Genomic DNA, 19459 nt, shown 5'->3' on the forward strand with positions numbered 1-19459 from the left:
TGGTTGAATTACCAAGCACTGCTTCCATGGAGTTTGCGCATCGGTAAGCTGACTCGATGCCTAAGAAACCCGCTGATTCGGCTGTTTCCGTCACCATTTCCATCCCTTCTGCCCTCAACTTCTACATGCTCCAACTTCTCCGCGCTGTGCAGCTGTGCCTTTTGGCGATGTTGCCTTTAACCTCTTCGCTGGCGGCACCAGCACCCGCGCGGGTTTTTTCGGCAGAGCCCGAAGCGCCCAGCCTGGAATTTATTCAGAACAAGGGGCAGTGGGACAGCCGGGTGCGCTACCAGGCGGCCCTGCCCGCGGGGTGCCTCTTTGTGCAGAGCCGCGCCCTGACGTATAATTTTATCGACCCGGCGGCGCTTCGCCACCACCATGAGGGCGCGCGCAGCCTGGCCCCGCTCGCTGCCACCGAAGCCGAGGCCACCATTGCGGGCCACGCCTACACCGTGCACTTTGAGCAGGCCAATGCCAACGTCCGCCTCACGGCCGAGGGCCCCACGGCGGGCGAGCGCAACTATTTTATGGGCAGCGACGCCCGGCGCTGGGCCAGCCACGTGGGCGCGTTTCGCCGCCTGCGCTACGCCGGCCTCTGGCCCGGCATCGACCTGACGCTGTACGAGAACTCGGGCAACAACCTGGAATACGACGTGCTGCTGGCGCCGCGCGCCAACCCCGCCCGCGTGGCCCTGCGCTACGAAGGCGCCGCGGGCCTCTCTCTGGATGCCGCCGGCAACCTGGTGGTGAAAACTACCGTGGGCACCACCACCGAGCTGGCCCCCAAAGCTTGGCAGCTGGACGCCGCGGGCCGGCAGCAGCCCGTGGCCTGCCGCTACGTGCTCAGTGGCCGCACCCTCACCTTCGCCCTCGGGGCCTACGACAAGTCGCGCGCCCTGACCATCGACCCCACCGTGCAGTTTTCGACCCTCACCGGCTCGACAGCCGACAACTGGGGCTTCACGGCGACCTATGACGAAGCGGGCAACATGTACTCGGGCGGCATTGTGTTCAACACGGGCGGGTCGTTCCCGGCCACCCCCGGCGCTTACCGCACCACCTTCAGCAGCGCCCTGGACATGGCGCTTATCAAGTACAACACCGCCGTGACGGGAGCCGCTTCCCGAGTTTGGGCCACCTACCTGGGGGGCAGCGACGCCGACTATCCGCACAGCCTGGTGGTGAATGCCCAGAACGAGCTGGTGGTACTTGGCAGCACCTCGTCATTGAACTACCCTACGTCGAGCGGGGCCGTGCAAGGCAGCTTTGGCGGCGGCACGTCGGTGCGGGGCTACAGCTCGGCCGATGCGGTTTATAACATGCCCAATGGGTCGGACATGGTGGTGAGCCGCCTGAGTGCCAACGGCAGCGCTCTGCTGGCCAGCACCTTCTTGGGTGGAAGCGGCAACGACGGCGTGGCAGCATCGGTGCTGTGGACGAACTACGGCGACGCTTTCCGAGGCGACGTGCTGCTCGACGACGCGGGCAACGTGTACATCGCCTCGGTCACGAGTTCGAGCAATTTTCCGGGCCTTGCCCGAGGGTTTAACCCCACGTACCGGGCGGGGGGCACCGATGGCATATTGTGCAAGCTCCCGCCAGCCCTGAACGCCGTGACCTGGGCCGGCTACCTCGGCGGCAGCGGGCAGGACGCGGCCTACTCGGTGCAGCGCGACGGCCAGGGGCGGGTGTACGTATGCGGGGGCACTACTTCGCGCAATTTCCCGGTCACGGCCGGCACCTACCTGGCCGCTACCCCACCCAACCCCGGCACGCTTACCATTGGCAGCATCGATGGCTTTGTGGCCCGCGTCAGCGCCGACGGCCGCACCCTGGAGCGGGCCAGCCTCATTGGCACCAACGACTACGACCAAGCGTACTTTTTGCAGCTCGACGTGGCCGGCAACGCCTACCTCTATGGACAAACGTTCGGCGCTTTCCCCAGAACAACGGGTTTGTTCGGCAATGCCAACGGCACCCAGTTTATTCAAAAGCTAAACCCCGACCTCACCGCCAGCTTGTACAGCACTGCCTTCGGCACCCGCAGCGGCCCCAATAATGGACCCAACCTGGTGCCCACAGCCTTCCTGGTCGATGAATGCGAGCGGGTGTACATCAGCGGCTGGGGCGGTACTGTGAATGCCGGCAATATCGGGGGCAGCACCACGGGGCTGCTCACCACGTCCGGGGCCGTGCAACGCGCCACCGACGGCAGCGATTTTTACCTGGCGCAGTTCCAGGCCGGCATGGGCGATGTGGAGTACGCCACTTTCTTTGGCCAGCAGGGCTCCAACGAGCACGTCGACGGTGGCACGTCGCGCTTCGACAAGCGGGGCGTGGTATACCAGGCCGTGTGCGCCGGCTGCGGGGGCCGGCAGGGTTTTCCGGTGCCCCCCACCGCGGGCTCCTACACCACCCGCAACGGCAGCACAAACTGCAACAACGCGGCGTTTAAGATGAGCTTCGAAATCATTCAGGCCGACCCCGGCCCCCGGCGCTACGTGTGCCTGGACAACGGACCTATTACGCTTGGCGGCTCGCCGACGGGCGGGGTCTGGGCCGGGCCCGGGGTGCAGGCCATCGCCGGTGGCGGCTACCGCTTTGTGCCGGCAGCGGTGGGGCCGGGCCAATACCTTATCAACTATACCGTGACGGCTACGGGCACCTGCCAGAGCACCCGCACGGTGCGCTACCTGGTGGCCCCGACCGTTGCTCCTGCCATTACCTCCCTGCCGCCGCAATGCACCACCATGCCCAGCATGGCCCTTGTGGCCACCCCAGCGGGCGGCACCTTTAGCGGGCCCGGCGTGAGCGGCAACCAGTTCAACCCCGCCGCGGCGGGCCCCGGCACCCATACCCTCTCCTACTCGGTTTCCGATTCGATGGGTTGTGGCCTGACGAGCCGGCAGGTGGTGGTGAGCGCGCCACTAGCCGTGACCCCCGGCCCCACCATCACGCTTTGTGCCGACGAGATGCAGCCGTTTCAGCTGCAGGGCTTCGGGCCCGCGGGAGGCACCTGGAGTGGCACTGGCGTCACGGCCAGCGGCTTTTTCTCCCCGCCCAACACCAACAACCGCGGCGGCCTGTTTCCCCTCACCTACACCGTGACGCAGGGCGCTTGCTCCACCGTGGCCACTCGGCTGGTGGTGCTGGCGCCCACCTCCATGCAAAACGTGGAGCTAAACCTGCCGGTGTGCGCCGCCGCACCCCAGTACGCCGGCCTCGCGCCCTTCGACTGCCCGCTGGCGCCGGTGCTGCTGGCGCCCAATGCCACCTACCGCTGGGACTTTGGCGACGGCAGCCCCACCAGCACCGAGGCCACGCCCACCCACCGCTACGAGCAGCCGGGCACCTACCGCGTCACCCTCACGGCCCGCTACGGCAACTGCGAAGTCCTCACCGGCTTCTCGCCCGTGGTCATCGGGGAGGTGTTTGTGCCCAACATCATCACCCCCAACGACGACCAACAAAACCAAACCTTCCGGCCCACCTTCAGCTGCCGCCCGGCTTCGCTGGAAGTGTTTACGCGCTGGGGCCAGCGGGTATACCAGACCAATAATTACCAGAATAACTGGGACGCCAAGGGCCTGGAGAACGGCATCTACTACTACCTGCTGCGCGACGCCGACGACCGCCGCCTCAAGGGCTGGGTGGAAGTGCGCCGGTAGGGCGCGGACCCTTTCGCACGAGTTCGCGGCAAGCACTGGCCTTGTCGCATCTAAACATATATTTATAAGTTTTTAGAAAGACCAATACTCATAGTTCCGCTAGAGAATTCCATTATTCGTTTGCCCTATTCGCCCTTTTCCTTGCATGAAACTACCCCTACTTTTTGTTGCTGTTTCACTACTAAATCTGCTTGCAGACCCGGCTGTTGCCCAATCCAAAGTGTCTCATCGCCCCCCGGCCGAAGCGACGCTGGAGTTCATTGAAAACAAAGGCCAATGGGACGTACCGGTGCGGTACGCAGCCCCCCTGCCCGGTGGGCGCCTTTTTGCCGAAGCCGATGGGCTTACTTTTTCATTGCTGGCTAATGGCGGCCCCGCCCAGCACGGGCACAACCAAGACAAAGCTTCTCCCCCCGACGGCCCGCTGCGCGGCCACGCCTTCACGCTGCGTTTTGATGGTGCCCGTCCGGCCACGATTACCGCCGAGATGCCCACAACCGAGCGCCGGCATTACTTAGTCGGCAACGATGCCCAACACTGGGCCCGAGACGTGCGTGGCTTTCGCGAGCTGCATTACGCTGGCCTCTGGCCCGGCGTGAGCGCCCGGGTTTACGAAAGCACTGACCAGCATCTGGAATACGATTTTGAGCTGGCGGCTGGCGCCAACCCCGCTGCCATTGGAGTGCGGCACGACGGCGCCGACGGCTTGGCGCTGGACCCCGCCGGCAACCTGCTGGTGCGCACCAGCGTGGGCACCGTGACCGAGCGTGCTCCGCAAGCCTGGCAAACCGACGCCAGGGGCCGCCGCCAGCCTGTGGCCTGCCACTACGTGCTGACCGGCAAGGTGGTGCGTTTTGCGCTTGGCGCCTACGACGCGGCCCGGCCGCTGACCATCGACCCGGTGGTAGTTTTTGCCACTTATTCGGGCTCAACGGCCGACAACTGGGGCTTCACAGCGACCTATGACAACTCGGGCAATATGTACGCGGGCGGCATTGCCTTCAGCCCCGGCTACCCCACTACTACCGGAGCCTTCCAAACGGCATTTGCCAACTTGATTGACATTGCCATCACGAAGTACAACACCGGCGTGAGCGGGCCCGCAGCGCGGGTGTGGGCCACCCATCTGGGCGGCAACAACGCCGACTTTCCGCACAGTCTGGTAGTAAACAATCAGGACGAACTGCTCGTGCTGGGCTCGACGGGCTCGACTGACTACCCGGTTACTGCCAATGCCCTGCAAAGCCGCTTTGCCGGCGGCTTTGCGACGGACCTGTTCGGCTCTTCCGCGCCCTATGATGCGCCCAATGGCTCGGACCTGATTATTACGCGCCTCAATGCCAGCGGCTCGGGCCTGGTGGCCTCCACCTACCTGGGCGGCAGCGGCAACGACGGCCTGCTGCCCCTGGTATACACCAATTCTCCTTTTGGCGGCGCTTTGCAGTTGCCTCACAACTACGGCGACCCCTTTCGGGGCGATATTCAGGTTGATGCGGCGGGCAATGTGTACATCGCCTCGCACACCACCTCTACCGATTTCCCGCTGGCCCGCGGGTTTAACAGCACCTACCGAGGGGGCACTTCCGACGGCGTGGTTTGTAAGCTGGCGCCCAACCTTGCTTCCCTAACCTGGGGCAGCTACTTGGGAGGCGCCGGCGCCGACGCCGCCTATTCCATCCAAATAGAGCCCGCCAGCGGTGACGTATACCTGGCCGGTGGCACGCTCAGCGCTGATTTTCCGGTCACCGCTGGGGCTTACCTCGCCACCCGGCCCGGCAACGTTGACGGCTTCGCCGCCCGCATTTCGGCCAACGGCACCAGCTTGCTACGGGCCACCTATGTGGGCACGGCAAGCTACGACCAGGCGTATTTCCTGCAGCTAGGCACCGATGGCGGGGTTTACCTGCTGGGCCAGACGTTGGGGGCTTTCCCGGCCACCCCGGGCTTGTTCGGCACCACCAACGGGACGCTGTTCATCCAGAAGCTTGACGCCGACCTCAACCAAAGCCTGCTAGCCACTTCCTTCGGTAGCACCGACCCCTTGAACGCGGGCAAGGCGAGCCTCGACCCCACGGCTTTTCTTGTCGACCGTTGCGACCGGGTGTACGTGTGCGGATGGGGCGGGGCGGCCAACACTACGGGCACAAACCCCACTTATCTGTCGGGCAACGGCAGCACCACACGCCTGCCCACCACCCCCGATGCCATCCAGCCGACCACCGATGGCAGCGACTTTTACCTGGCGCAGTTTTCGGCGGGCCTCACCTCCCTCACTTACGGCACTTATTACGGCAACAACGCGCCCGGCCGCAGCGGCGAGCACGTAGACGGCGGCACGTCGCGCTTCGACCCCCGCGGCATCGTTTACCAGTCGGTGTGCTCTTGCTTTACTAATACGGGTTTTCCCATTCCGGCGGGCGCCAACACCTACTCGACTACCAACAACAGCGGCTCGCGCTGCAACAACGCCGCGTTTGTCTTTAACTTCCAGCCTGGCACGGCCAATGCGGGTGCCGACCTGGCCGTGTGCGCCACGGCCGGCCCACTGCCTTTGGTGGGCACCCCCGCCGGCGGTATCTGGGCCGGCCCAGGCGTGAGCGGCAGCATAGCCACTGGCTACGTATTTACGCCTTCCCTGGCCATGGTGGGGGTGCATACGCTCACCTACACTTTCGTTAGCACGGGGCTGTGCACCACCACCGATACCCGGCGCACCACGGTGGGCGCACCGCCGGCGGCCGTGGCCATTTCGCCGCAGCTGTTGAGCACCTATTGCCTGCCTCCTCCGGGCGGCACGCCCTTGCCCGACGTGACGCTGACGGCCACTCCGACGGGCGGCACCTTTAGTGGGCCCGGCGTGAGCGGCAGTGTCGCCACCGGCTTTGTATTCAACCCCAACCAAGGGCCCGGCATTGTGCAGATAACATACACGCGCGATGTTGATGGCTGCGTAGTGCAGGGCACCCGCGACGTTGCCCTGGCCCCCGGCGTGAGCGCCGGACCCGCCCAGACGCTGTGCGCCACCGCCCCCCCCATTGCCCTGACTGGCAGCCCCGCGGGGGGAGTATGGGCTGGCCCCGGCGTGAGCGGCACCACCGCCACCGGCTTTGTATTCACACCATCGGCAGCGCTTACAGGCCTCCAAACCCTGACCTATACGGTGGCGACTACAGGCCCTTGCGGCAACACGGCCACCCGCGCCGTAACGGTAGTGCCTCCCCCCACGCTTGGCATCGCGGGGTTGGCCCCCATTGGCTACTGCCTGCCCAGGAACGGCACTTTCTTGCCTTATGCCACCCTTACGGGCACCCCTGCTGGCGGCACATTTAGTGGCCCCGGGGTTTTTGGCAGCGCAGCCACCGGGTTTCAGTTCAACCCCAACATTGGTCCCGGCACTTACCAGGTAGTGTACACGCTTGATTTCAACGCCTGCGTACTGCAAACCACGCAGGCCGTAACGCTGACCAATCAGTTCACGGCCACCTTGGCGGCCGATACGATACTGTGCCCGGGCAGCCGGCAGCCGTTTGCCCTGCGGGGCAGCCCGGCTGGAGGCGTATTCACGGGCACAGGCGTGAGCGGTAGTGCGGCCACTGGCTTTCAGTTTACGCCGCCCGCAGGCTTTAGCGGCACGGCCAGCCTCACCTATACGGTTACCCAGGGGGCCTGCACCACCACGGCTACCCGGCGCATTTCGGTGGCCACGCCGCCCTTGCTGCTAGCCTTTTGGGACCCGGTGGCCTGCCCCGAAACTCGTTATGCGCCCTTAACAGCGCGGTTTACGTCGGCCAGCGCGAACAACTTCTCCCAATTTCCACGGGTGTGGGACTTTGGCGATGGCACCCAGTCTACTGAACCCACTCCCACCCATACCTACACCACGCCCGGCACTTACCGGCCCCGCCTGCTGGTGCGCTACAACGACAATCGCTGCGAAGCCGTCGCCAATGCGCCCCTAATCGAGGTAAAAGCCCGCATCATCCCCAACATCATCACCCCCAACGGCGACAACCAAAACCAAACCTTTCGCATCGGCCCCGACTGCACCCCGCGCCTACAGGTGTTCTCCCGCTGGGGCCAGCAGGTATTCGAATCGGCCGCTTACCACGACGAATGGGACGCCCACGGCCAGCTCCCCGGCGTCTACTACTACCTCCTGACTTACACCGATGGCCTACGCATTAAAGGCTGGGTGGAAGTGGTAAGGTAGCGCGGTCGTACCCGGAGACGTTTTAGTCTGCGAATGGGTACGCTTGGGCCCCGTGGACAAGTAGCGCGGTCGTACCTGGCGGGACTTTTAGTCCGCGAAGGGGCACGCTTGGACAAAAAGTCTGTCCGGCTACTACCGCGCTACTTGTCCACTGACTCCGCAACTACTCTGAGCTGCTAAGTGCCTCACTAGCCTCTGCCCGGCAGCCACTTTCCGGCCAGCCATTGCACATCGCCCCAGCCGGGCACTAAGTCGGGCCACTCAGCACCAATAGCACGCACGTAATGCCAGCCCAGATACGCCACGCTTGCCGTGTAGGAAGCCGACATGCCCAGCGCTGCCCCCACCATTCCCAGCCTGGGCACCAGCAGCAAACACACCGGCACGGTCACGGCCAGGCCCAGCAGCGCGGCGCGATTGTTCACGCCATAGCGGGCCGTGGCGCTGAAATACGAGCTGGCCTGCATGCCCGCTCCATTAATAAAAATGCCCGGCGCCAGCGCCAGAATCACCGCGCGGGCAGCCCCGAACTCGGGACCAAAAACCGCGGCTAGCCACGCCGCGGGCACGGCCGCGAGCACCAGCACCGCCCCGGCCGTGGCCAGCAGCGTGAGCCGGCTGCCGCGCAGGGCCGCGTAGGTCTGGCCGCGCTTGTCGGCCGCGTTCACCAAGGCCACATATTGAATGAGGGCGGTGCTGCGCGGAATCAGCCAAATGGCCTCAGCCAGGGCCACGCCCACCGACAGGATGCCCAAGGCCCGGGCGTCGGCCAGATAAGCCACCGCGTAGTACCCGAAGCGGTAGTTGGCGAAGGTGACCAAGTTGGAAAAATGCGCCCCGCGGCTGTGACGGGCCAACTCGCGCACCGCGGCCCAATGGCGTGCCCGGCGGTGGCGGGTAAGGCGCGAGGCTCGGGCATCGGGCAGGCGCAGCAGCAGCCCTAGGCTCAGGAGCCACGGCACGCCGTAGGCCACGTAGTTGGCGTAGTAGTACGCGTCAATGCTGAGCCACTGCAGCGCACCAAATGCCAGCGCTAGCGCCCCGGCCAGCAGCGCGGCCTGCGCCGTAGTGAGCACATTGTAAGCTTGCTCACGCTGCCGCCCCAGCAGCAAAAACACATTCACGGACAGCAGCACCTGCACCAGCGTGACGCCGCCCAGGTGCAGCATATACTCCAGCCCCACGGGGCGCAGCAGGCCCACCACAGCCGCCCCGCCCACGCTCACCACCACGGCCCAGGCATAGGCGGGCGCCAGCAGGTGCCAGGCGTTGCGGCGGGGCACCAGGTATATCAGCGACGAGCCGCCCAGCAGCCCAGCCAGCAGCACCAGCCCCGACATATCGGTGAAAAACAAGCTGACCTGCCCGCGCCCCGCCGCGCCCAGGTACCGCGCCGTGAGCCACACCACCGCAAAGCTCAGCCCCGCCGTGAGCACCCGTGCCGCAAAATGCTGAAGAATGCGTTTTATCATACCGGGGGCGACTCGTGCACAAAAGAACGCGCTGCACAGCCGGGCGCCAATTCCAAAGGCAATTCCTCAGCTCAAGCGGCCACCGAGTATCTGGCGATACACCTCCCCAAAAGCCCTGCCCACCGCCGGGTAGCTGAACCGCTCCACAGCCCGTTGCCGCAGGGCAACTTCGCTAAAGCGGCCTTCCGGGGCCGTAAGCACAGCCACGATGGCTTCTGCCAGAGCAGCCTCATCCCGCGGCGGCACTAAGATGCCGGCCATGCCGTCGTCGGGCAGCAATTCGGGTACGCCGTTCACGCGGGTAGCTACGGCAGGCAGGCCGCTGGCCTGCGCCTCAATAAGCACACAGGGCAGGTTTTCGTAATTGGAAAAGAGCACGAAGCAGGCCGCCCGGCGCATCTCCTCGGCTACCTGCTCCGAAGTCAGCTTACCTATGAACTCCACGGTGCCATCGGCCAGCAGGTTTAGGTCTGCGGCCAATTGTCGCATTTGCTGCTCGGCCGCGCCATAGCCCGCAATGCGCAGGCGCAAGCCGGGCAGGCCCGGGTGCAAATCTCGCAGCCGGGCCATGGTGCGCAGCAGCCCACTCAGGTTTTTGGCTCGTTCATTAAAGGCCGCCACATTCAGCAGGCCGTGCCGGGCGCTAGGCTCGGCGGGCGGGTGGAAAAGCGCCGTGTCCACCACATTGGGGATGATGACCGTGTGGGCATTCACCCCGCCTAGGGCCGCCAGCGCTCGGCGCAGGTCCTCCGATACCGGCGTGTAGGCCGCAGCCTCTCGCACCAGCCACCTCGCCAGCCAGCGCCGCAGCCAGCCCAGCCGTTCCACGTTGCCGGGGTGGAAAGCTGTCCAGTTTTCCGTAATTAAATACGGAATCCCGTGTCGCCATTTCAGCCACCACGCCAGCACCGCGGGCCGGAATAAGATGTGTGTGTGCACCAAGTCGGGCAGTAGGCCACCCCAGTGCTGCCGCACGGCTCGCCGCCCCCGGCGCAGGCACTCCAGCCACAGCAGCAGTTTGAGAAGCTTGTCGATGCCCGGCAGGCCGGTGAGCCGGGCGCGGTAGTAGTAGCGCCACGTGGGTACCGGGCCCGTATGGTCAACCTCCTCATCAATCAGCCCCGGCAGCGGACCTTGGGCCACGCTGGCGTACACCACGGCGGCCTGCACGGGTCCGCCCTCGGGCCCGCCGTGCGCGGCAATGGCCGCTATGTGCCGCGCCACAAAGTCCCCGTCGAGGTTGTCGTAGCGGTGCGGGTACCACTTGGGCAGCATCAAAACGCGGGGCGTTTGCAAAGCAGAAGGCGCGATGAAGAATGAGGAACCGGGAATCGGGCACAAAGTACGGTGGCTCGGGCGGCGGCTTCGTCTGGCGTGGGCCACAAAAAACGCCTGCCCCTTGCGGAGGGCAGGCGTTTACTATTTCGCAGAAAGAAGGTGGCGTTATCTCCTGGTCCTTCGTTATTTACTGGGTTACCACGAAGCGCACCGACTGCACGGCATCGCCGGTGGTCACGGTGGCCAGGTACACGCCGGGGGCTAGCGTGGCGGGCAGGGCCAGGGCCTGCGGGCCGGCGGCCAGCTTGCCAGCGTTCAGCACGGTAGCCACTTCGCGGCCCATCATGTCCACGACGCGCACGGTGGCAACGGTGGCACGCTTCACGTCGAAGCCCAGCGTGGCAGCACCTTGGGTGGGGTTCGGCGACACAGTGAGGGCCTGCAGCGGGGCGTTCACCACCTCGCGGTTGCTAAGCGTCTGGCCGGCCACGTTATAGCAGGTGATTTGGGGGTTAAAGTTTGTCCAGCCCGTAGCCCAGTTGGTTGCGCCGAACGCGCCGCGGTAGGTCACCACATCGAAGGTGCTGTTGGGCCCGCCGTTGCCGGCACCCGTTAGTTTGGCGTTGGTGAAGCCGGCACCGGTGTTCAAAATCGAAGCAGCGGGCAATTCAAATGCCGGGGCGCAACTTTTGTTGTTGGTGCAGTTGCCTTCAAAAGCAAAGTTGTCGGCGTTCAAGCCCAGGGCCACCACTGTGCGGGCCGTGTCGTTGTCGGCTCCCACAAAGCTCCGGATGTTGAAGCCCGTAATGCTGCCGCCAGTAGCGCGCGATACCCGAGGAGTGTAGCCGGCCAGCACGTTATTCTGGAAAGCCAGCGCGCCGCTCTGGGCGTTGGTTTGCGTGTTGCCGTTGGTTTGGCTGTTCAGCTCCAACGCGAAAGGACGGCCGGCAAACACCGAGTTGAAAATGCTCTGGGCCGAGTTGCGGCGAATGAGCGCGCCGGCCGAGTTGTTGAAAGGTGCAGCTGCCGCCGGCGTGGTGCCCATGAACACGCTCATGTTCGTGAACACAGCCGAGGTCAGGGGCGTGTTGTTGGTGCCGGTGGCGTCGTTGTCGCTCTCGAAGCCGTTGGAAACGCCGCCCGTGGCGATATCGCCGCGGCGCGGGTCGCGAATGCTGATGCCGAACTGCACCCGGCCCGAGAAACCGTTGTCGGTATCGAAGTCGTCGTCGGTGCCAGCCAGAGAAATCAGGTACTTGGCATTCACGGTGCCACCAAACCATTCAAACGAGTCATCGCCCGAGCCCGTCACCTGCACGTGGTCGATGGTAGTACCGGAGCCTACCCCGCAAAGCGTGAGGCCGTTGATTTCGCTGTTGGGCAGGAAGTCAACGCCGGGGTATTCGATGCGCACGTAGCGCAGCACCCCGGAGTTGTCGTTCGGCAGGTTTGCGTTGGGCCCGCCAAAGGTGGCCACCACGCCACCTTCCACGTTCGTCACGGCGGGCAGGTTGGTGGGAGCGCGGCCCACTATGACCACGCCGCCCCAGTCGCCGGGGTTGCGCTGGCCAGCGGGCTGGTTCGAGGTGAAAACAATGGGCTGCGTGGGCGTGCCCTCCGCCATCAGCATGCCGCCCTGACGGATGATGAGCGCGCCCTTGTTGGGTAGGCTTCCTTTGATGATGGTGCCGGGCTGAATGGTCAGCGTCACGCCACTGTTCACGTACACGAAGCCGTTGAGCAGGTAAATGTTATTACTAGTCCAAGTGGTGTTGCTGGTGATTTCAAAGCCGGCAACGGCCGACGTACCGGTGCCAACGGAGACCACCGCACCTGCGGCGGGGCAAGGGGTCTGGGCCTGGGCCGCGAGGCTGGCAAATGCGAGTAAGGCCGGGAGTAAAAGCTTTTTCATAGGGAATTTGAGCTGAAAAGGTGCATCAGGAATCACTGCTGCAAAGGTCAGAACGCAAAACGGCCACCGGAACCCGGTGGCCGTTATCATATTGTCTGACTTAGTTTACGTTTATGTTACGCCCCCGCTTAGAAGCGGTAAGTTAGGCCGAGCGTGGAGTAGGTGCCGCGGCGGTAGCGGTTGAACGAAGCGCCCTCCTCAATGCCGTTGATTTTGCCGTTACGGTCAAAGTCGTAGTTCTGGCGGATGAGCTGGTCGAGCAGGTTTTGCACCCCGGCCCGCACTTCAAAGTGGGTGCCGATGCCCTTGGTCAGGGCCAGGTCGACTACGTGGCGCGGCAACTCGATGATGGACGGGTTGTTGCCTAGGTCGCCTACGAACGAGATGCGCGGCCCAATCACGTTGTACTGCGCCGACACCTGCCAGTGGTTGTCGTCGTCCTGGTAAAACATGCCCGCGTTGAGCACGTAGGGCGACTGCCCTTGCAGGGGCCGGTTGGTGAGGGCCAGGCCGGCATTGGCGGCGGCCTCGGTGTTAATCTGCACCCGGCTGCGAATCAGCGAGGCGTTCAGGATAAACGAGATGCGTTCCAGGAAACGGTTTTCGGTGAGGCCCACCAGCGATTTGCGAGCTTCCACTTCCACGCCCACGTCGTAAGCCTTGGGTGCATTCTGGTAGGTCAGGTACAGGTCGCTGCCGGTCACGGAGTACGTCACCTGCTCAATGGCGTCGGTAAAGTGCTTATAAAACAGCCCCACCGAAATCATTTCCGAGCGCGAAGGGTAGAACTCGTAGCGCAGGTCGGCGTTGTAAATTTTGGCGGTGCGCAACGAGTCCGACCCCAGCACGAAGAAGTTGTTGTTGAAATCGTAGTACGTGTAGTTGGCCACCTCTCGGAACTCGGGGCGGTTCACGGATACGCTGCCGCCGGCCCGCAGCAAGTTGCGCTCGTTGAAGTTATACGTGGCATTGAACGAGGGCAGCAGGAAGGTGCGAATTTCCTCGTATGGCTTATTCTGGGCGCCCGACTCCAGGAATTTGCGGTTGTATTCCAGCCGCAGTCCACCCGTCAGGTTAAACTTTTCGGACAGCGGAGCCACGCCGCTCAGGTAGCCAGCTACCAGCGTGTTTTTGCCCACGTAGCGGTCAAAGTCATTCGTGTTATCGCGCAGCACGAAGCCAGTGGTGGCGTTCAGATTTTCTGGGTTGAAAATTTGCGTCAGCGGCAAATTCTCCAGGCTGCGGTCAAAGGTTTGGCGCGGGGCCCGCACGTAGTTGAAAATCCGGCTGTCGTAGTTGCGGTCCTTCAATTCTGTGTAAAAACCTGCCCGCACTTTGTATTGATTGGTGCTCGCCGTATCGCGGCCGGCAAAACGGCGCTCGGCCTGCCCACTGGCCATGTAAGTATTTTCCTTCAGCGTCGCGAAAAAGCGCGAGCTGGCCTGGGGCACGCTGTTCACGGTCACCAGGAAAGGCTCGTTGCTCAACTCGCCGGGTTTGGCGGCGTCGTAGAGGCGGGTCTGCTGGTTTTGGCGGTAGTCGGGCTCGTTGCGGTTCACGTAGTTGTAGCCCGCGGCCCACGTCAGGGTGGTGCGGCTGGCGGGGCCCACTTCGTGGCTGCCGCCCAGCTGGCCAGAGTAGATGCTACGGCTCTGGTAGTGCAGGCTGTAGTCATTGTGCTCTAGGCCAATGTCGGGCAATTCGGCGTAGTTGGGCCCGCGGCGATTCACTACCTCGTCGGTGCCGTACTGGTTGAAGAAGTTGCGGAACTCCAGGCGGTTGCGGTCGTTCAGGCGCACCTGGTAGTTGTGAATAATGCCCAACCGCACCGCCGACAGCGACCGGGTGTCCAGGTACCGGAACTGGACCGTGGGCAGCAGGTCGGGGAATTTGGGGTCGTAGAAATCGTAACGCTGGCGCTCCGAAGTGTACTGCTCCTGCGTGTTCGAATACGAAATCGACGTCACGTTGCTCACGTACACGTTTCCAATCTCAAACTTGCGGTTCAGGCCCAGCGAAAAGCGCATGTCGGGCCGCGAGGTAATGGTGCGGGGCAAAAACTCGTTGCGCAGCGTGTTGCGCACCTCGGCCAGCTGCGGGCTGGTGGTGCTGGCTTCCCGGCTGAGGCCACTCAATACGCCCGGCATGTCGCGCTGCCCGTTGTCGAAGCCGAGAAAATCCGTTGAGCTGTGGTTAGTACTCAAAAACCCGCCTTGAAAGGTATTCGTGCTGCGGGCCCATCCCGAAACGGTGAGCGACGTCGCATCTTCCAGCACCGAGTTTCGGGTATACACCTTCACCACGCCGCCACCAAACTCGCCCGGCAGCTCCGGCGAGCCCGACTTGAAAATCAGCACCCGGTCAATGACCGAACTCGGCAAAATATCGAACGAGAACGAGCGGGTATCCGTCTCGGCGCTCGGCGTCAAGGCATCGTTCAGCATCACCGTGTTGTAGCGCTCGGCCAGGCCCCGGATAACAATGAAGTTGTTGTTCTGAATCGTAACGCCCGGAATGCGCTTCACCACTTCGGCGGCGTCGCGGTCCAGCGTTTTCACAATCTGGTCGTTGCTCATGCCGCTCACCACCACTTCGCTGCGCTTCAGGTCCTGAATCATGGCGACTTCGGTGCCGGTTTGCTTCACGCCGGTCACGGTTACTTCCGAGAGCGAGGTCTGGCTTTCCTCCATCACGCCGTTAAGGGTGGTGGTTTGGTCGCTGGTTATCACAATGCCCGAGAACGTGAGCGGCTTGTAGCCCACATAGGTCATGGTGATGTCGTAGGTGCCGGGGTCGAGCGGCAGCGAGTAGCTGCCATCCACATTCACGGGGGCGGCCTGCGTGGTGCCGGTCACCAGCACGGTGGCGCCGATTACGCCCTCGCCCGCCTTTTTATCGGTCACTTTCCCCGCCAATGTGCCTTGTTGGCCGAAAGCCAACCCATTCATCCACAATAAAAAGAAGCCCAGTAAGGTGAGGCGCATAAAAAGTGTAGTTGGTTTTACGCCACAAAATTACCGGGGGCCTATTACGACAACATAGCCAGTGTGTTGCCCTATTGTTACGGCCCTTGCCGGCAGTTCCGTAATGAAAAATCGAGCTCTACTTTTGCGCCTTTTTTCAAAAAACCGGGGGCCGACAACCGGCATTTCGCCACTGCTGCAGGCACTTCACGGTTCTGCTCGGCAGCCGGGCGGCACGGCTCGGGTCGTTTCTTTACGGCCTCAACCCAGCCCCCTCCTGTATATGCTTATCTCCATGACCGGCTTCGGCCAGGCCCACCGCGAAACCGACACCTACACTGCCGCCCTAGAACTCCGGTCGGTCAACTCCAAATCCCTGGACCTGACCCTGCGCCTGCCCCGCTTCCTGCAGGCCCACGAACTCGAAATCCGCAACACCGTGGCCAAGGCCCTGTTGCGCGGCAAAGTCAACCTCAACCTCGATTTTGTGCGGCCCGCCGCAGCCCGCGCCACCGCCACCCTCAATAAGGAAGCGCTGGTGGCCGCTTACCAGGAGCTCAAGGCCGTAGCCGACAGCCTGGGCCTGCCCACCGGCGAAGACACCCTCCTAGCGGCCCTGCGCCTGCCCGGCGTTATTCCCAGCGCGTCGGAAGCCCGCGAAGCTGAGCCCGCCGCCGAGGACGTAGCCTGGTCCGAGCTGCAGCCGCTACTCACCGAAGCTCTCTCGGCCATGCAGCAGTTCCGGCAGGATGAAGGCACCACCCTCACCATCGAAATACTTAGCTACGTGGCCACCATTCGCCAGCAGCTAGCCGCCGTGGAGCAGCACGACCCCGCCCGCATCGAGCACGTGCGCCAGCGTCTGGCCGGCCACCTCGCCGAGCTCACCAGCCACGAGCAGTTCAACGCCACCCGCTTCGAGCAGGAAGTGCTCTACTACATCGAGAAGCTCGACATTGCCGAAGAAAAAGTGCGTCTCGCCGCCCATTTAGCCTATTTCGAACAGGCAATCCACCAGCCCGACGAGGCCGTAGGTAAGAAGCTCGGTTTTCTGGCCCAGGAAATTGGCCGCGAAATCAATACTATCGGTTCCAAAGCCAACGACGCCACCGTGCAGCACCTCGTGGTGGGCATGAAAGAGGAGCTAGAAAAAATAAAGGAGCAATTAAATAATATTCTTTAAGGCTGTGTTATTGTCCGATTTAGCATTCTTAAAATACAAGCGCCTATTAATCTCAAACGTCAAAAGTCTTACATAATTGCACTTTTACAATTTTTTATAAAAGTCAATTACTCATAAAAGCAGTTTTTCAGGGGTTTTGAAATACATACCACATTATCTGACCAAATCACAACATTCCGATTCCTAGCCTGTTATTGAGGGAAATAAGTGCTTAATGCACTGGTTTTAAAAAATAAATCGCAATATTTGTAGCGGAAAAGTTGGATACTTGATTATTGTATCTAACTTGGGTTCATCAAAGGCGCTTTAGTTAATCACCTTTTATCCTCATTAGCATGAAATCTACACTTCTACTCCTTATTCTTGGGTTGATACTGACGGCTGCGCACCCGGCATCCGAAATTGAGCTGATAAAAAAGCGCGTGCTCAGCGAGCGCGTGGAAATCCTGATTCCCAAAGGCTTCGAGGTGATGACCGAGCAGCAGATGGATTTCGCCTACGCCAAAGCCCAGAGCCGCCCGAGCGTTATTTTCACGAATAACAACCTCATCAGCCTGGCTTTTAACTACAGCGACAACGATGCCGACCAGGACATGGTCGACATCTATGCTGGCTCGTTCAGCAAAACTTACCACAAGCAGTACAAAGACGCTACCTGGTTTGGCGATGGTGTGAAAAACATCAACAACCGCAAGGTGGGCTACCTGGAGTTCATGAAGCCCGAAATGGGCCACGAAGTATACACCCTGGTGTTCTTCACCGACGTGGAAGGCAAGCTGATGATTTGCACCTTTAACTGTGCTGACCGCCAGAAGCCCGAGTGGGAGCCCATCGCCAAGCAAATTATGCTGTCGCTGAAAGCCAAAGGCTAGGCCGCAGCTCGTTCCCCTTCATTATCGATAAACTAGCTATACATTATCGAAAGCCTCTGCAGCCAACTGCAGAGGCTTTTTTATGCTCTCTACTTGGCAGCACCCATGCCGTTGAGGAAGTCGCGCACCAGCCCAAAGGCTCCGGCAAAACCCGCCAGCGACAGGGCCTCGGGGCGGTCGTTCACGTCGTGGTAGGCCGTGCTCCCGCCCCGCGTGTAGAGGAAGAAAGCAGGCACTCCCGCCTCGGAGAACGGAAAGTGGTCGGAGTTGGCCGCACGGCCACGGGGCGCCAGCTGCGGTAGGTAGCGATGGGCATCGTTGAGGGCCACGAGCCGTTGATAAGGCGCTTCCAGCAGCCGGCCATTGACCACGGTGGCGCCCTGCTCGCCGGTGCCCAGCAAGTCGAGGTTCACCAAAAACTTGATGCGCTGCAGCGGCACCAACGGCTTCGCCACAAAGTAGCGGGAGCCTACCAGGCCAGCTTCTTCGGCCCCGAAGAGCAGGAAGGCCACGGAACAGGCGGGGCGGTTTTCGGGGCGGGCGTAGTGGGCGGCCAGCTCCAGCAGCAGGGCTACGCCGCTGGCATTGTCGTTGGCGCCAGGGAAGTACACGTCCTTGCCCATCCGGCCCAGGTGGTCGTAGTGGGCCGTAACAACGAGGAACGAATCGGGCTGCGCGGTGCCGCGAATGACGGCGGCGAGGTTCTGGGTTTGATAGTTGCGCCGGAGCTGGGCATCGATAGCCGTGGTCGATGTCCAGGCGGGAGAAGAAATAGGTGCACCAATTCGATGAAGCATTGGGTGCGGCAGTGCTTCGAGCTGCACCTGCTTGCTTTGCGTGGCCGCTACTGAGGCTGTCAGCTTTGGGACCACGCGCAGCACAGCAGCCACACTATCGAGACGGGCTCTCACGGCCTCCGGCAAGTGCGCCGGTTGCTGCACGTATCGGTCGAGTAGTACTACCATACAGGAGTATTGGCCGTCGCGCTTGAATTGGCTGGTACGCAAAAATTCCTCCACCCCCGCAGGAGTACTAACCGTGACGCTGTCCAGGTAGCGCAGGAACCGACCGCTCAACTGCCCACCCCCCGAATTCGCCGTAGCAATGAAGTCGCGTCCGGGCTGCAGCCGCCACTTTGGCCCCAGCCCTGGCACAAAACCGTGCTCAAGCCGAAAATCCATCTTACTCGGAAACGTGTTCACGTCCAACGTAAACGGCTGGGTATAATCCGGGGCCAGCGGCTCTAGCTTCAACTCTTTCAGCCGGCCGCGCAGGTAGGCCGCCGCTTTTTTATCACCGTCCTTCACGTAGCCGCGCCCGTGCATCTGCGGCGCAGCCAGCTTCTCGATGGTGCGGCGCACCCGCGGCATGTCCTGCGCCTTGGCGGGCGCCGGGGTGGCACTCATGGCAGCTGCGGCTCCTGTTAGCCACAGCATAGCTGCCGCGTAGCCGGTCCGGCGCGCCCGCCAGCTGGCCCACGCAGTCAGCACGCCTACTGCTACGGCCGCGCCGATGGCATCGCTGAGCAGGTCGGTCCAGTCGCCTTGGCGGCCCAGGCCCATGGTGTGCTGAAGTAGTTCAATCAGGCCCCCAAACAGGGTGCTGCCCACCACCACCACCAGCCCCACATGCCGGGCCAAACGTGGCCAGCGGCGCTGCCGCGATAGCGAGAACCAGCTGAGCCCCGCCAAAACCACAAACACGCCCGCATGGGCCGCTGTGTCGAACGACAACAGCTCCCAAACGGGCGTGATTGGCATTTCCTGGGCCGGCGTGAGCGTGAGCACCAAGACAAGAATGGCCCACAGAATGGGTAGGGCCGCGTAGGGGCGGCGGGGCGGCAGCGTCGGTAGTGGCTTGGGCGTGGGGGGGGCGGGCATGGGCATCTCAACGCACAAGCT

At 62.6% G+C, this 19459-nt stretch carries 9 protein-coding genes; 4 read left to right on the plus strand and 5 right to left on the minus strand.

The genetic code is table 11. The features are described 5' to 3' along the window. The first annotated feature begins 56 nt into the window (after positions 1-56). Together BMZ66_RS07740 and BMZ66_RS07745 are read left to right on the plus strand one after the other, a co-directional pair. On the plus strand, positions 57-3668 hold the full coding sequence (locus tag BMZ66_RS07740; RefSeq protein WP_092670796.1) for a DUF7948 domain-containing protein: 3612 nt from the start codon (positions 57-59) through the stop codon (positions 3666-3668). A gap of 220 nt (positions 3669-3888) precedes the next feature. Continuing rightward, positions 3889-7878 carry a DUF7948 domain-containing protein gene (locus BMZ66_RS07745; RefSeq protein WP_177204643.1) on the plus strand — a complete coding sequence of 1330 codons (3990 nt, stop codon included), beginning with the start codon at positions 3889-3891 and terminating at the stop codon, positions 7876-7878. Positions 7879-8066: 188 nt separating this feature from the next. On the opposite strand, the gene BMZ66_RS07750 is transcribed toward BMZ66_RS07745, so the two are convergent. The 4 genes from BMZ66_RS07750 to BMZ66_RS07765 all read right to left on the minus strand — a co-directional run bounded on the left by BMZ66_RS07750 (position 8067) and on the right by BMZ66_RS07765 (position 15524). Further along, positions 8067-9350 (minus strand): lipopolysaccharide biosynthesis protein, encoded by a 1284-nt coding sequence (locus BMZ66_RS07750; RefSeq protein WP_092670800.1) that lies wholly within the window; start codon positions 9348-9350, stop codon positions 8067-8069. Positions 9351-9416: 66 nt separating this feature from the next. Further along, a complete protein-coding gene (locus BMZ66_RS07755) occupies positions 9417-10646 on the minus strand; it encodes a glycosyltransferase (RefSeq protein ID WP_143080106.1) in 1230 nt (409 codons plus the stop codon). Positions 10647-10815: 169 nt separating this feature from the next. Next, entirely contained in the window at positions 10816-12540 is a 1725-nt protein-coding gene (locus tag BMZ66_RS07760) for a T9SS type A sorting domain-containing protein (RefSeq protein WP_092670804.1), read from the minus strand. A 128-nt stretch (positions 12541-12668) separates the two neighbouring features. Then, positions 12669-15524, minus strand: a complete 2856-nt coding sequence (locus tag BMZ66_RS07765) for a TonB-dependent receptor (protein ID WP_092670806.1) — start codon at positions 15522-15524, stop codon at positions 12669-12671. Positions 15525-15786: 262 nt separating this feature from the next. On the opposite strand from BMZ66_RS07765, the gene BMZ66_RS07770 reads away from it, so the two are divergent. Beyond that, the gene (locus BMZ66_RS07770) at positions 15787-16686 is read left to right on the plus strand and encodes a YicC/YloC family endoribonuclease (protein ID WP_092670808.1); all 900 of its coding nucleotides are present in this window, start codon (positions 15787-15789) and stop codon (positions 16684-16686) included. A gap of 335 nt (positions 16687-17021) precedes the next feature. Beyond that, positions 17022-17558 carry a hypothetical protein gene (locus tag BMZ66_RS07775; RefSeq protein WP_143080107.1) on the plus strand — a complete coding sequence of 179 codons (537 nt, stop codon included), beginning with the start codon at positions 17022-17024 and terminating at the stop codon, positions 17556-17558. 89 nt (positions 17559-17647) lie between these two features. Here BMZ66_RS07775 and BMZ66_RS07780 read toward each other — a convergent pair whose 3' ends face one another. Beyond that, a complete protein-coding gene (locus BMZ66_RS07780) occupies positions 17648-19438 on the minus strand; it encodes a VanZ family protein (RefSeq protein WP_177204644.1) in 1791 nt (596 codons plus the stop codon). Between the last annotated feature and the right edge of the window lie 21 nt (positions 19439-19459).

The organism is Hymenobacter arizonensis, assembly GCF_900115775.1.
GTDB classification, from domain to species: domain Bacteria; phylum Bacteroidota; class Bacteroidia; order Cytophagales; family Hymenobacteraceae; genus Hymenobacter; species Hymenobacter arizonensis.